The following is a 13,433-nucleotide window of genomic DNA, read 5'->3' as shown; positions in this document are numbered from 1 at the left end:
AAAAATTCCTGCAGGGTCTGAGGCCCGATTCCCGGGACATCCCTCAGAACCCGATCTCCCGCCACTGGGTAACCACCACCGCGGACCCGCCCGGCGCGGCCAGGAAGCGATCGAGGGTGATGGGCAGGTAGCGCCGCAGGTCCGGGACCTGGTAGAGGTCCACGTTCTGCTCGAACACCAGCAGCCTGGAGATCACCGAGCCATAGAGCTGCAGGTTCTTCTGCATGGTGAGATCGCACCGCTCGGGCGGCAGGTTCGCAGTGCAGCCGCTGACCACCACCAGGTTGATCTCCTGGTTTGCGAGGTTTCCACTGAGCCCGAACCGCACCCGGCCATGAACCAGCACCCCGAGAAGGTCCCGGGACGGGAAGGTGGTATCCGGGTAGAAGAGGCCGCGGGCGGCTGGCCTCTGTGCCCGCATCATTTCCTGCACGTCGAAGCCGTAGGCAGGTGACCCATTGCCAGGATGGCAGGATGTGCCGGCCTCACAGGCGATCACGAGCAGGGAGGCATCATCGGGGCGACAGGGATCTGAATCCCTTCTAGTTGGATCACAGGACTGGGTCGGATCGTTGTCCACCCGATAGTCCACGTCCCGGAGTACCGAGACGCTTCCCGGAACGTAGATCACCTGTCGGGCGCCCAGATAGAGCCTCGAGGAACCATCGTAGTACGCCGCGCAGTCCTGCAGGACCACGTTGAGGGAAGCGGTCTGTGGGTGTGCCCGGCACGCCGTGTCCCGGTCACGCTTCGGGATCCGCCACGCGGTCGAGCCCAACCGAAGATCGGCAGACAGGGTTTCCGTCCACGAGCCGCCGGTCCAGGTATACAGGCGCATCCGGGCCCACCCCCCGGAAATGTCCAGGGAGTTCGTGTAAGCCTGCCATAGGCCGGGGAAGTTCTGATCGCATCCGGCTTGGTCGCCAGCACCTTTCACGCACGCGATCGCCTGCTGTACGTTCGCCAGCCGGATGTCCGGTACCACCTTATCCTGCAACAGCTTGTACACCTCCATGGCTCCGCCCCGGTTGATGCGCTCCCCCCGATATATGCACGCCCAGCATGGGCCTATTGGCGGTCCCGATCTGAGCGTTGCCCTGGAGGATCAGGTTGCCGCACACGAAGGTCTGGTTGTCGTACACGGGGTCGTTCTCCCGATCACCATCGGATACCGGCCGGTCGTTCAGCTGCTGGGAGTTTCCTTTGAACTCCCAGTCCCCGCGCACGTACACGGACCCGTGGATCCGGAAGGTCCCGTTCCCGACACGGGTGGCGTCTACCCGGAGGGCGGAGTACGAGACGAAGTCCGCGGGCGTCACGCGGCTCACGGTGAACGCAAACCCTCGGGTGGCCCGGCCCACCCGGCCCACCGCCCGCAGCCGGATCTGGTTTGAGCCCGGGACCTCCAGCACAGCAACCGTGTATCGGCCAAAGCTCTCCTCTGGCGGCAGAGGTACAGGCGAGGCTGCAGGTCCCGTCACCGTCCGGGCCGCGCACACGGGTTCGGAGATCCCGCCCGGAGGGCTCGTGGCGCTCACCGCCACCGCTCCGTACCTCGGATAGGGGACGTCCCGCATGCACTCGCCCGCCAGTAGGTCGAAGAGCGCTCCGTCCGGGCACCGCCCCACCGCGTCCTGACCGCCCGGGTCTGCTGCGGCCCAGTCCCCGTCCAGGCGCAAGGAAGCCAGGGCCCGGGCCGCGGCCGCGTCCGCCACGAGGAACGCCCGGGCGGAGTCCTCCGCGGTCTGCGCGGTGAAGGTCTCCGTGATGGCCGCGGTCACCAGGGCCGCGGTGAGCAGCAGCAGCACCAAGATGGTGAGGAGGGCGACGACGAGGGCCATGCCGTGCTCCGTCCGCACCTGTCTGGCAAGCCTTTCCCCCAGGGGCCCATCTCCCCTCACGGCAGCACCTCCAGCCTCCGCGTGGCCTGACTCGCCACCACCAGCCTCTCTCCCAGCCGCGGGCTCCACACCCGCACCTGAACCTTCACGCGGAAGATGTCCGCCAGCTTATCGGACCGAACCGAACCGGAGCAGGTTTCCTGGCCGGCGATCACGGTGAGGGTCTGGTCCGGGGCCAGCTGATCGTCCAGATCGTAATAGCAGAAATTGAGGTCGGTGACCGTGACCTCCCCCACCTCCTCCGCGGGGGTGAGGGCCCGCAACACGTCGCCATCGCTTCCCGTCATACGCTCCACGAGGCGGTTGCCGTCCAGGGTGTACTCCAGGCGCTCGAAGGGGCCACACACCCCGCCCGGGAGTACGTCCGCGAGGAAGGCGAATTTCGTGGGCGTGGCCTCCTTGTAAAAGGGAAGGCAGGTCGCGTGCTGGCGGTCGTATCCCTGGCCCGCCAGGCGGATCCGCCGGATCATCCAGTCCAAGGACGCCCGCCCCGCCTGCTGGATCCCTACCCGGTGCTGGCCCACGGTCCAGGTCCGGGCCATCCCGCTCGTGGCCGTGAAGAGGGTACCCAGCACCACCGCCAGCGTCACCACCGCCAACAGGAGCTCCACCAGTGTTAAGCCCCGCTCGTCCCTGCAGATCCTCATCGCCGCACCACGCTCGTCGCCCCCTCCACGAAGGGGACGGCATCCCCCTCTTCCCGGTACAGCCGCACCCGGGCCCGCATCACCGCGATCATGCAGTTGCCCGGGCACCCCTCCAACCCCTCCACCTCCAGGATCACCTCGGCCTTCTCAAAACCCACGGGCAGAACGCTCTCCCCCGGTTCCTTCCTGGCTCGGGTGATGGTGCGCTGGACCGATGCGCCCGACCGAACCCAGTCCCCGGTCGGGCTCAGATAGTTTTGCACGAGATACCCGTAGCCGCGGGAGCGCAGGTAATCGAGTTCTCCCTGCAGCCACTGCAGGGCCACCGTCTTCGCCCGTGCGGGCCGTTCCGCCTGCTCGGTGCGGGCCGAGCCGATCTGGGCCACGGCCCGGGTCACCAGCTGCACGCTCGCCAGCATCACCACCGCCACGAGCGTGAGGGCCACCACCACCTCCAACAGAGAAAGGCCACCTTCACCAGTTACCTTTCGCATCTTCCTCCTTCACGGACACGCCTCTCCCGGAGACGGCACCGTCACCAGTCCCGCCGTGTTCACGCACACAGACCGGGTGTGCCCCCCGCCCCGTACCGTAACCTGGAAGGCGGTGCAGCTCTGCCCCGCACAGGTGGGGTACACGAGACCGGAGGGCACAAAGGCCAGGGCATCGCGCGGGCGGTGGTCCACGGTCACCCCCGCGGGATACTCCTGGGAATTCAAGAGGACCCCATAGGCCCGGAGCCCCGCGGCATCGGGGTTGGTGCAGTCGAAGGAGGCATCCTGAGGCACCACGTACACCCCCACCCGGCGTTCCTCGAACGCCACGCCCACGCACCGAGCCTCCGCACTCTTGGCCACCGCGGCCTGCTGGGCCACCCGCACGTCCGCGGCGATCTCCCGGACGGTGTTCTGCACTCGACGCTCCATCAGCACCCGCTGGTAGGCGGGAAACGCCAGACCCAGGAGGGCCGCCAGGATCACCACCACGAAGACCACCTCGAGGGTGGTGAACCCGGCTTGCCTGTCCCTCCGCCGTACCACACCCCCCCTCATTCTCCGCCCTCCACCCGCACGTGGAGCAAAACATGTGCCACCTTTTCAACCGGTGGATGTCCAAATCATCATAACCATTATTGAAACCATGGTGCCAAGTTTGATCCTCCTGGTGTTCCGGGCCACGGGCCAAGCGCATTTCACCTGGCGGGATTTTTGGGTTACCGCGGCCTGGACCGCGCAAGCCCACGGGTTTCTCCTCCTCTCTCAGTACACCGGGGATATGATCGCCTGGTCCGCTCCTGGGACCCGCACTTCGTCTACGTTCCCCTCCTGTTTGCCGTGGCCCTGCTCGGCCGGTACATCGCCCTGGTCCCGGAGACCCGAACCACCCTGATGGTGGGCTGGTTCATCGCCCTGGCTTTCGCCGCGGGGTACGGATCCTTCTGGCCCCTGCTGGGCCTCACGGGGCTGATGGGGGTCGCCTACCTCGCGGCCGTGGTGGGGCCCCCGCCCTGGGAGGGGCTACGCGGGACCGGGATCCAGCCAGCGGCGGAAGTGATGCAGGCGCTGATGCTCGTGGCCGCGGGTGGGATCATGAGCGCCACCCTGGACCGGATGCGTCGACAGCGAGAGCGGAACCGGGCCCTACGCCAGGAGCTCGGCCGGCTCAACCGGGTCCTGGCAGAGATGGCCATGACGGACCCCCTCACAGGCCTTTACAACCGCCGCTACCTGGAGGCGGTAATGGTCCAGGAGTGCGCCCGGGCTGCCCGATCGGGACACCGGTTCGCCGTGGCCCTGGTGGACCTCGACAATTTCAAGGCCTACAACGGCGCCTACGGACATCCCGCGGGGGACGACCTGCTCCGGGAAGTGGCCCGGGCCATGCGGGCAGGCCTGCGGGCCGGGGACGTGGTGGCCCGGTACGGGGGGAGGAGTTCGCGGTGGTGCTCTACGACATGGACCTGGTCCAGGCGCGCCGGGTGCTGGAGGGGCTGCGGCGGCGCATCGAGCAGGCCACGGCAGAACCCCTCACCGCCAGCGTAGGGGTTGCCCTGTGCCCGGACCACGGCACGGATCCCAAGGTGCTCTTACAGCTCGCGGACGAGGCCCTTTACCGGGCCAAGGCCCTGGGGAAGAACCGGATGGAACTGGTGGGTTAGGGGTCCGCCGTCCCGGGGTCCGGAGCCTGCCGCGCCCGCCACCGATCCGCCACCCGGAGGAAGGCCTCCACGCAGCGGGGATCGAACTGGGAGCCGGCCATGGCCCGGATGTGCGCCACCGCTGCCTCGTGGGTCCAAGCTCTCCGGTACGGACGCTCGGAGGTGAGGGCGTCGTAGACGTCCGCCACCGCGAGGACGCGGGCCGAAAGGGGGATCCGCTCGCCCGCCAGGTCCGCGGGATATCCGCGGCCATCGTACCACTCGTGGTGGTGCAGGATGGCAGGGAGTTCACCCCAGAGCGAGGGAATCCGACGTACGATGTCGTAGCCGATCTGGGGATGCTGTCGCACCAGGGTGTACTCCTCTTCCGTAAGCGGTCCCGGCTTGTAGAGGATGCGATCGGGGATGGCGATCTTGCCGATGTCGTGGATCCGACCCGCCCTGGTCAAAGAGCGGATCTCTTCCGGAGGAAGACGCATGGCCTCTCCAAGGAGCACCGCGAGTTGAGCCACCCGTGCGGAGTGGCCGTGCGTGTAGGGATCCCGGGCCTCCAGGGCAGCCACCAGGGCAAACACCGCCTCGCTGTAGCCGGACTCGATGCGGTCGATGAGGTCCCCCGCGAACAGCACCTCCAGAGGAACACGAGGCCTACTGCGAGGGCCCCGTGGGCAGGTAACCCCGCGGTCCGGTAGTCCCGGTAGTACCGCCACGCGGCGGCCCCGAACAGCAGGACCACGAGACCGCCCAGGAAATCGAACCGCGGGCTAGGGGAGGGCGCGGAGGCGTAGGGCATCCCGTAGCCCCCGTACGCCTCCGGAGCTGCATGGGAGTGGCCAGCCAAGGACGCAGCTCCGCCAGCAACGGCCCCGCCCCGAAGGCCAGGATCCCCACCCCGAAGAGGGCGAGCACCACCCGCCGGCTCCGGGGGAGGCGGGCGCTCCAGGTACTCCCCCAGGGGACCGCGCTCAGGGCGAAGGTGAGGGCGCCACCGAACAGGCTGAGGCGCGCGGCCCTCCCTACGGTGGCGTTGGGTCCCACGAGCACGTGCGGGGTGGCAAGGGCGTGGACCAGGAAAAATCCAGAGATGCTCAGAAACGCCAACCCCAACCACAGGGCCCGCACATCCGCCACCCTCCGGGACATCCCAGGCGGGGTGCGCGGCCAGGGCGAGGACGGCTGCCAGGGGACCTCCAAGCAGGACCACCACGAGCCCCCTCCGGGCGACCCCCCGGAAGTCCTCCCCGGACACCGAAACCCGGTCCAGCCACGCCTCCACGGCACATCCGCCTTCCCACCTGCAGGGGGGGACGGCAAGAAGCGTGCCAGGATCCCTACGCCCTAGGGCCGAACACCACCAGGAACATGGGGCTGTAGCCGGAAGCGGCCGGCAGGAGGAATTCCGTGACCTCGTCGTCGTAGAAGGTGAGAGCCGTGGCCCGCAGGCCCAGGGCGTGGGCCAGGAGGTAAACCTTCCCTCCCCGGACCCCGCCCTCCAGCTGCGCAGCCCGATATCCCCTGGCTCCCAGGGACCCCAGGACCTGATCCAGCCGCGTCATCCAGAACACCGCCACCGCCGCCGACCCCGCCGCGGGCTGCTCCAGGGCCAGGTAGCTGGCCTCCTCCCGGAACTCCCCTGCCCGAAGGAGCTCTAAGGCCCCTCGATCCCGATGGAACACGTACGTACCCTGTGGGAGTGCTTCCACTGCGTGCACGATCAGGAAGGGAACGACAAGGGAGGTATCGTCCGAGACGAAATCCGCGGGAATGGCTCCCGTAGCCCGCAGGAGGATCTCCGAGAAAGCCTCGAAGGGAATCGCCGTCCTCCCGAACCGACGGGTGGATCGCCTCCGGAGGATCACGTCTTCCACGGGGATCCTCGGCAGCTGGTCCGGAGGCATGCGGCGAAGGGGGTAGAGGGTTCCGGACACCTCTCCGCGCCGGACGTCAACCTGGAAGTCGCGCCAGGTCCGCACTTCCTCCGGACTCCTGAACGAGGAGGCCGCGTGGGCGGCGAGGAGGAGGGGCTCTCTGATCTCCCGGCGCAGGATGGGCTCTGTGGCGTAGTCCAGGGGTCCTACGGGGGGCGACGGCGAAGGGGGATCTCCGCTCCCCAGGGCCACCAGGGCCACGGGGAGCTCCCGGTCCGGATCCAGATCCAAAAGCCGCGCGACCTCCCGATCCACGAACCCAACAAGCACCCGCGCGGGGATTTCATGGGCGGCCGACATCGCGAGGAGGTTGCTGAGCAGGGTGCCCGCGTCCCAGAAGACGTGCCGGTAGGCCCGGGCCCGGTACTTCCAGGCATTCCGCTGCCACATGCTGGTCACGATCAGCGCCGCCGCACACCGCTCCACCCTCTCCTCCCCTCCCGCGGCCCGGGCCAGGAGGGCTCGGTAGTCCCCCGTGCGCAGTCGGTGCAGCCCGTGGTCGTGCGGCCCGTAGTGGTACACGCCCGCGGGAAGCCCCACCAGGTCCGCGCACACCACATAGACCTCGAGGTGGTAGAGGGCCCCGGTACAGGGAGCGGCCCGGAAGGCGATCTCGCCGCCCGGGTAGCGGCGGGTGCGCAGGATCCCCGCAGAGTAATGCAGCAGGGCCGTCAGGGTGCGGAGATCGAGGCTCCCCCTCCCCTCGCTCCCGGGCGAGGCCACTGCCTCCACCGCGGCAAGGCCGCCCCTTGGGAGGTCCCGGGGAAGCGGAAGCAGGTCCGGTCCCCGGTAGCGCTTCCGCAGGCGGGGCTCGTTGGACCAGTCCAACCCTCCCGGAGCGCTCCGCACGCTCCAGTAGGAGTGCTTGGTGGCCTCGTGGTAGGCCAGCAGCTCCTTGGCCCCGTTGCGCATGATCCCTTCTTCCTTCATTCTGCGTAAGGGGTAACTCTTCCCCCGAAGTCGGCCACCAGGAGGCGGATCATGCCTCAGGACACGTTCCGGTTGGGACTCACATTTGACGACGTGCTGTTGGTGCCCAAGCGCAGCGGCGTGGCCTCCCGCGCGGAGGTGAGCACCCGCACCCGCCTGTGCCGGGGGATCGAGATGGAGATCCCCATCGTGAGCGCCAACATGGACTCCGTCACGGAGAGCGAGATGGCCATCGCCATGGCCCGGGTGGGTGGGATCGGTATCATCCACCGGTTCCTGCCCATCGAGCAGCAGGCCGCGGAGGTGCGGCGGGTGAAACGGGCCGAAAGCGTGGTCATCGACCGCCCCTATACCTTCCGGCCACACCAGACCCTGCGGGAGGCGGTGGCCTTCATGGAGGAGCACGGGTCCGCGGGACTGCTGGTGGTGGACGAGGAGGGAAGGCTCCTGGGGCTCGTGACCGCCCGCGACCTCCTCTTCGAAGAGGACCTGGACCAGCCCATCACCCGCGTGATGACTCCGCGGGAGCGGCTGGTGACCGCGCCACCTGAGGTGACGATTGAGGAGGCCAAGGAGATCCTGCACCGGCACCGGGTGGAGAAGCTGCCGCTCGTGGACAGGCAGGGCAGGCTCCGGGGCCTCATCACCCAGCGGGACATCCAGAGCCGGATGCGCTACCCCCAGGCCACGAAGGACAATAAGGGCCGTCTGCGGGTGGGTGCAGCGGTGGGCATCCGGGGGGATTACCTCGAGCGGGCCGCGGCCCTGGCGGCCGAGGACGTCGATGTGCTCGTGGTAGACGTGGCCCACGGACACAGCGAGGGCGTGCTCCGGGCCCTGGAGCGGCTCCGGGAGGAGTTTCCGGGGATCCCCCTCATCGCGGGCAACGTGGCCACCGCGGAAGGAGCCCGGGACCTCATCCTGGCAGGCGCGGATGCGGTGAAAGTAGGGGTGGGGCCCGGCAGCACCTGCACCACCCGCATCGTCACGGGCGCGGGCGTACCGCAGCTCACCGCCATCCTGGACGCGGCCCGGGTGGCCCGGGAGTACGACGTGCCCGTGATCGCGGACGGCGGCATCCGGAACTCCGGGGACATCACCAAGGCCCTGGCCGCGGGTGCGCATACCGTAATGCTCGGCAACCTCCTCGCGGGCACGGAGGAGAGCCCCGGGGCGCTGGTGGTGCAGGGAGGGCAACAGTACAAGCTCTTCCGCGGGATGGCGAGCCTGTGGGCCACGGCCCGTAGGCGATCCCTGGACCACCCCGTGGAGGAGGAGGAGCTGAGCCAGATCGTGGCGGAGGGGATCGAAGCCCGGGTGCCCTACCGGGGCAAGGTGGCGGACGTGGTCGCGCAGCTCCTCGGCGGGCTGCGCGGCGGGATGAGCTATTGCGGGGCCCGGACCATCGAGGAGCTGCAGCGAAACGCGGAGTTCATCCGGATCACCCCCGCGGGTCTGCGGGAGAGCTACCCGCACGACGTGGAGCCCATGTAGCCCATGCGACGGCGCGGTGCCCTGGGCCTCGGTTCCCTCGCCCTTCTCCTCGCGGCATTCTTCCTGTGGCAGCAGCGCCCCTCCACCTCCCTCTGCCCCCACCCGCCGCGTCCGGAGGCGGTCCTGGAAGCCACCGTGCGGCACGCGGTGGACGGGGATACGGTGGAGGTGGAGGTCCACGGGAATCTGGAGCGCATCCGGCTCATCGGGGTGGACACCCCGGAGATGCGGGATCCCCGCCCGTCCATCCGGGAGGTGGCGCGTCTCGCGGCCCAGTTCACCCGCGGTCGGCTCGTGGGGCGTCGGGTGGGTTTGGAGCTGGACGTGGAGCCACGGGACCGCTACAGGAGACTCCTGGGCTATGTGTGGCTCGGGGGGCGTCTGTTCAACCTGGAGCTGCTGGAATCCGGGTACGCGCGGCTGTACACCGTACCGCCCAACGTCCGGTACGTGGAGTGGTTCCGAACCTGCCAGCGCCTGGCGCGGGAGGCCCGGAGGGGCCTGTGGGCGCAGTAGGTCAGGGCAGGCGGTGGAGCTGGAGCATGGAGATGGCCACGGAGCCTGCGAGGAGGACGGCGGCCGCGGCCGCCGCGAGGGCGGTGACCTCTGTGGGTCGCTTCTCCCACCCGATCACCCGGCCCAGGGTACGGTAAACGCGCCGCAGCTCCGAGGCGGTGGAAGCGTGGTGATAGGTGCCGTCCGTGATGGCCGCGATCTCCTTGAGCGTCTCCTCATCGAGGCGCACCCAGATCATGCGGCCGCCGAGGTTCAGGAAGGTGCCCTCGGGAGTCCCTACCCCCACCGTGAACACCTTTACCTGGAGATCCCGGGCGATGCGGGCCGCGTCCAGGGGCGGGACGCCCCGGTTGCTCTGTCCGTCGCTCATGAGCACCACGGTACCGGGGGGGAGCTTGCCCTGAGGGGCTCGGGGGGGAGTGGAGAGGTCCTGGGGTCGCTCCCGCCCCGGGAGGGCGTAGACGGCCTCCAACAGCCCGTCCCCGATAGCGGTGGCGAACTCCGCCACGAGCCCCTCGATGGCGCGGATCACCCGCTCGTGGTCCGTGGTGGGCGGCACCAGGAGGGAGGCGTACGAGCTGAAGGTCACAAGCCCCACCCGGGCGTCCCGGGGCATGGCCCGCACGAACTCCACCGCCGCCCGCTTGGTGGCCTCCAGGCGGTTCGGCGGGATGTCCTCCGCCAGCATGCTGCGGCTCACGTCCAGGGAGAGCACCACGTACACGTTGCTGGCGGGGACCGGAAGCGGCGCCACGGGCCGGGCAAGCGCCATCAGGGCCGCCGCGAGGGCGCTGCCGAACAGGATCGCGCCCAGGTGCTGCCACCAGCGCCTTCCCCGGGCCGCGGCGGTCAGGAGGGTCGCGGCGTCCGGATGCATGACCGCCCGAGCGCTTCGCCGCCGCAGTAGCCCCCGGTATCCCCAGGTCAAGAGGGGAAGCAGAAACAGGCTCACCAGGGCCGCGGGCCACTGGAAGCTCACGGGAGCCTCCGATGCCACGCGAGGGAGAGCGCTCCCCCTGCCATCATGGCGAGCGCTCCGGCCGCGGCGAAGAGGACCGAAAGCTCCATACGCTGCCGCTCCCATCCGAAGGACCGGCCCAGCTCCCGGTACACCCGCCGCAGGTCCTCACTGGTGGGAGGGTAGAAGTACCGGCCGCCCGTGATCGCCGCGATCTGCTGCAGCCCCGTGGGGTCGAAGGGGATGAAGACCAGCTGGCCGTCCACCGTCTGAACACTGCCCTGCGGGGTTCCTACCCCCACCGTGTAGATCTTCACCTCGAACCGCCGGGCCACCTGGGCCGCCTGGAAGGGATCCACACCGAGGTTGCTCACACCGTCTGAGATCAGAAGGATGGCGCCGGGCGGAAGAGGCTCCTGGGTGGGCGCGGGCGTGGGAGGCGGAATCGGGAGCATCCCCGGCTGCCCTGTGAGGAGCTCCTGCCCCGCCTGTTCCCGGCCAGGGAGGGCTCGCACCGCGGTGAGGATGGCTGAGCCGATGGAGGTGGCCTGGGTGGGCTGCAGGCGTTCTAAGGCCTCCAGCACGTCCTGATGCTGGGTGGTGGGCCGCACCAGCACCTGTGCGTAGTCGCTGAAGGACACGAGTCCCACCTTGGCGCTGCGGGGTACAGTCCGCAGGAATTCCCGGGCCACCTGCTTGGCGACTTCCAGGCGGCTGGGCGGGAGGTCGGTGGCCACCATGCTCTTGCTCATGTCCACCGCGAGCACCACCGCGGCCCGGTTCGCGGGGAGGAGGATGGCTCCCACGGGACGGGCGGAGGCCAGGACGAACAGCACGATGGCCCCGAGGTACAGGTAGAGCGGCAGGTGCGGTGCCCGCACCCTCCGTCCCCGGCGCAGCAGGGGCAGCAGGTGGGGGTCCGCGAATGCGGTGGCGGCTCTGGCCTGGTAGCGGCGCAGGGCCCACCACCCCGCCACCAGCAGAGGCACACCCGCCAACCCCACCAGCATCACCGGCCACGTGAACTCCACCGCCGCCTCCTCCGGAACGCCACGAACCGCACCAGGGGCTCCACGATGCTGGTGTGGGTGGAGAGGGTAAGCACGTCCACGCCCGCACTCCGGAAGACCCTCCGCAGCCGCTCCTCCCGCGCGGCCACGAGCTCCCGGTAGGCCTTGCGCACCGCGGGATCTGAGGTGTCCACCCGCACCTGCTCCGCGGTCTCTGGATCCTCGAAGGTCACCACGCCCACGTCTGGCAGTTCCCGTTCCGCGGGGTCCGTGATGTGCACCGCGATCACGTCATGCCGGTGGGCCAGGTGCCGCAACGGTCCCTCCCACCCGTCCGGGGCCAGAAAATCGGAGACCAGAAACAACAGCGACCGCCGCCGCAGCATTCGGTGCAGGGAGCGGAGGGCCTCCGCGAGGTCCGTGCGGCCTCCGTTTGGAACCTTCTCCGTCCGGGTGAGGGCGTGCACCAGCCGCAGGACGTGTCGCCGGCCAGTCCGGGGTGGGAGCAGGATCCGGTTCGGGAAGAGCAAAGCCCCCACCTTGTCCCCGTGCCGTGCCACGATGTAGGCGGCGGCCCCGCAGAACTCCGCGGCCAACTCCCGCTTGAGGACCCTCCGGGTGCCGAAGCCCATGGAGGGGGAGAGGTCCACGAGGAACCACGCGGTGAGCTCCTTCTCCTCCAGGTACTGGCGGACATGCAGGCGGGCGGTGCGGGCGGTGACGTTCCAGTCGATGCGCCGGACTTCGTCCCCCGGGATGTACTCCCGGACCTCCGCGAGGTCGAGGCTGGGGCCGTAGAAGATTCCCGTGTAGTCGCCGAACAGGAACCCGTCCAGCCGCCGGACGACCTTAAACTCGAGGCGCCTCAAGATCTGCTCGGGTGTCTCCATACGGATCCCCGATGTGCACCTTGGGAAGGGGCACCCGCTCCAGGATGCGGGTGATGATCTGGTCGGGGCTCACCTCCTCCGCCAGGGCCTCGTAGGAGAGCACCATACGGTGCCGCAGGACCTCAAAGCTCAGATCCCGCACGTCCTCGGGCAGCACGTACTCCCGCCCCCGCAGGACTGCCAGGGCCTTCCCACCCAGCACCAGGTTCAGGGGGGCCCGGGGGCTTGCCCCGAAGGAGATGTACCGGCGCAGCTCCGGCAGCCCCACGCCGCCCGGGTCCCGGGTAGCCACCGCCAGGGAGACCGCGTACTCCATCACCCGCGGGGGCACGTACACGGTGTCCGTAATCCGCTGCAGCTCCCGCAGCTGCTCCGTGTCGATCACCTGGTTCGCCTCCGGAGGGCGCTCTCCGGTGCCCCGCTCCACCACCTCGATCTCCTCGTGCACGGAGGGATACCCGATCACCACCTTGAACATGAACCGGTCCAGCTGCGCCTCCGGCAGGGGGTACGTTCCCTCGCTCTCGATGGGGTTCTGGGTCGCCATGACGAGGAAGGGATCCGGAAGCTTAAACGTCTGCTTGCCGATGGTGACCTGCCGCTCCTGCATGGCCTCCAGAAGCGCCGACTGCACCTTGGCGGGAGCCCGGTTGATCTCGTCTGCCAGCACCAGGTTGGCAAAGATGGGTCCCAGCTCCGTCTCGAAGGTCCCCCGGGCTTGGTTGTAGATGCGGGTGCCGATGAGGTCCGCGGGCACGAGGTCCGGGGTGAACTGGATCCGCTTGAACTCTCCACCGATGACCCGGGCCAGGGTCTTCACCGTGAGGGTCTTCGCGAGCCCCGGGACCCCCTCGATGAGCACATGGCCTCGGGCAAGGAGGGCCACCAGGAGCCGCTCCAGCATGAGGTCCTGGCCCACGATGACCTTCTTGACCTCAAAGAGCACGTTGCGCAGGGTGCTGGCCGCCTGCCCATAGACTTCCGTGGCAAGGGGCATCCCG

15 protein-coding genes and 1 pseudogene are annotated in these 13,433 nt (G+C 69.0%); 4 read left to right on the top strand and 12 right to left on the bottom strand.

The window, feature by feature from the left end; translation table 11 throughout:
- Window positions 1-43 precede the first annotated feature (43 nt).
- From N0A24_03410 to N0A24_03390, 5 genes are read right to left on the bottom strand one after another with little or no spacing between them, the layout of a single operon-like run.
- Window positions 44-1,015 carry a hypothetical protein gene (locus N0A24_03410; protein MCS7172447.1) on the bottom strand — a complete coding sequence of 324 codons (972 nt, stop codon included), beginning with the start codon at window positions 1,013-1,015 and terminating at the stop codon, window positions 44-46.
- The gene (locus N0A24_03405) at window positions 987-1,901 is read right to left on the bottom strand and encodes a hypothetical protein (protein ID MCS7172446.1); all 915 of its coding nucleotides are present in this window, start codon (window positions 1,899-1,901) and stop codon (window positions 987-989) included. Before N0A24_03405 ends, N0A24_03410 begins: the two co-directional genes overlap by 29 nt.
- Entirely contained in the window at window positions 1,898-2,548 is a 651-nt protein-coding gene (locus tag N0A24_03400) for a prepilin-type N-terminal cleavage/methylation domain-containing protein (protein MCS7172445.1), read from the bottom strand. Before N0A24_03400 ends, N0A24_03405 begins: the two co-directional genes overlap by 4 nt.
- On the bottom strand, window positions 2,545-3,042 hold the full coding sequence (locus N0A24_03395) for a hypothetical protein (protein MCS7172444.1): 498 nt from the start codon (window positions 3,040-3,042) through the stop codon (window positions 2,545-2,547). Before N0A24_03395 ends, N0A24_03400 begins: the two co-directional genes overlap by 4 nt.
- A gap of 9 nt (window positions 3,043-3,051) precedes the next feature.
- Complete coding sequence (locus N0A24_03390; GenBank protein ID MCS7172443.1) at window positions 3,052-3,600, bottom strand: hypothetical protein; 549 nt, start codon at window positions 3,598-3,600, stop codon at window positions 3,052-3,054.
- A gap of 636 nt (window positions 3,601-4,236) precedes the next feature.
- Here N0A24_03390 and N0A24_03385 point away from each other — a divergent pair.
- Together N0A24_03385 and N0A24_03380 are read left to right on the top strand one after the other, a co-directional pair.
- Window positions 4,237-4,416, top strand: a pseudogene (locus N0A24_03385) (GGDEF domain-containing protein).
- A 110-nt stretch (window positions 4,417-4,526) separates the two neighbouring features.
- Window positions 4,527-4,706, top strand: a complete 180-nt coding sequence (locus N0A24_03380; GenBank protein ID MCS7172442.1) for a diguanylate cyclase — start codon at window positions 4,527-4,529, stop codon at window positions 4,704-4,706.
- Here the strand turns inward: N0A24_03380 and N0A24_03375 are convergent.
- From N0A24_03375 to N0A24_03365, 3 genes are all read right to left on the bottom strand, one after another.
- Entirely contained in the window at window positions 4,703-5,335 is a 633-nt protein-coding gene (locus N0A24_03375; protein ID MCS7172441.1) for an HD-GYP domain-containing protein, read from the bottom strand. The two genes, N0A24_03380 and N0A24_03375, sit on opposite strands and share 4 nt — an antisense overlap.
- Window positions 5,336-5,354: 19 nt before the next feature.
- Entirely contained in the window at window positions 5,355-5,837 is a 483-nt protein-coding gene (locus tag N0A24_03370) for a hypothetical protein (GenBank protein ID MCS7172440.1), read from the bottom strand.
- A 200-nt stretch (window positions 5,838-6,037) separates the two neighbouring features.
- Window positions 6,038-7,546 carry a SagB family peptide dehydrogenase gene (locus N0A24_03365; GenBank protein MCS7172439.1) on the bottom strand — a complete coding sequence of 503 codons (1,509 nt, stop codon included), beginning with the start codon at window positions 7,544-7,546 and terminating at the stop codon, window positions 6,038-6,040.
- A 69-nt stretch (window positions 7,547-7,615) separates the two neighbouring features.
- Here N0A24_03365 and guaB point away from each other — a divergent pair, with 69 nt between their 5' ends.
- Window positions 7,616-9,058: an IMP dehydrogenase gene (guaB, locus tag N0A24_03360; GenBank protein MCS7172438.1), complete on the top strand. Its 1,443-nt coding sequence runs from the start codon at window positions 7,616-7,618 to the stop codon at window positions 9,056-9,058.
- 3 nt (window positions 9,059-9,061) lie between these two features.
- A complete protein-coding gene (locus N0A24_03355) occupies window positions 9,062-9,574 on the top strand; it encodes a thermonuclease family protein (protein ID MCS7172437.1) in 513 nt (170 codons plus the stop codon).
- Window position 9,575: 1 nt separating this feature from the next.
- On the opposite strand, the gene N0A24_03350 is transcribed toward N0A24_03355, so the two are convergent.
- From N0A24_03350 to N0A24_03335, 4 genes are read right to left on the bottom strand one after another with little or no spacing between them, the layout of a single operon-like run.
- Window positions 9,576-10,553, bottom strand: a complete 978-nt coding sequence (locus N0A24_03350; protein ID MCS7172436.1) for a VWA domain-containing protein — start codon at window positions 10,551-10,553, stop codon at window positions 9,576-9,578.
- Window positions 10,550-11,563 (bottom strand): VWA domain-containing protein, encoded by a 1,014-nt coding sequence (locus N0A24_03345; protein ID MCS7172435.1) that lies wholly within the window; start codon window positions 11,561-11,563, stop codon window positions 10,550-10,552. Before N0A24_03345 ends, N0A24_03350 begins: the two co-directional genes overlap by 4 nt.
- A complete protein-coding gene (locus tag N0A24_03340; GenBank protein ID MCS7172434.1) occupies window positions 11,542-12,411 on the bottom strand; it encodes a DUF58 domain-containing protein in 870 nt (289 codons plus the stop codon). Before N0A24_03340 ends, N0A24_03345 begins: the two co-directional genes overlap by 22 nt.
- On the bottom strand, window positions 12,392-13,429 hold the full coding sequence (locus N0A24_03335; protein ID MCS7172433.1) for an AAA family ATPase: 1,038 nt from the start codon (window positions 13,427-13,429) through the stop codon (window positions 12,392-12,394). Before N0A24_03335 ends, N0A24_03340 begins: the two co-directional genes overlap by 20 nt.
- Between the last annotated feature and the right edge of the window lie 4 nt (window positions 13,430-13,433).

The sequence above is a fragment of the Armatimonadota bacterium genome (assembly GCA_025059775.1).
In the GTDB taxonomy this organism is placed as follows: domain Bacteria; phylum Sysuimicrobiota; class Sysuimicrobiia; order Sysuimicrobiales; family Sysuimicrobiaceae; genus Sysuimicrobium.
The sequence above is the reverse complement of the archived record's forward strand: the minus strand, read 5'-3'. Positions and strand labels throughout refer to the sequence as shown.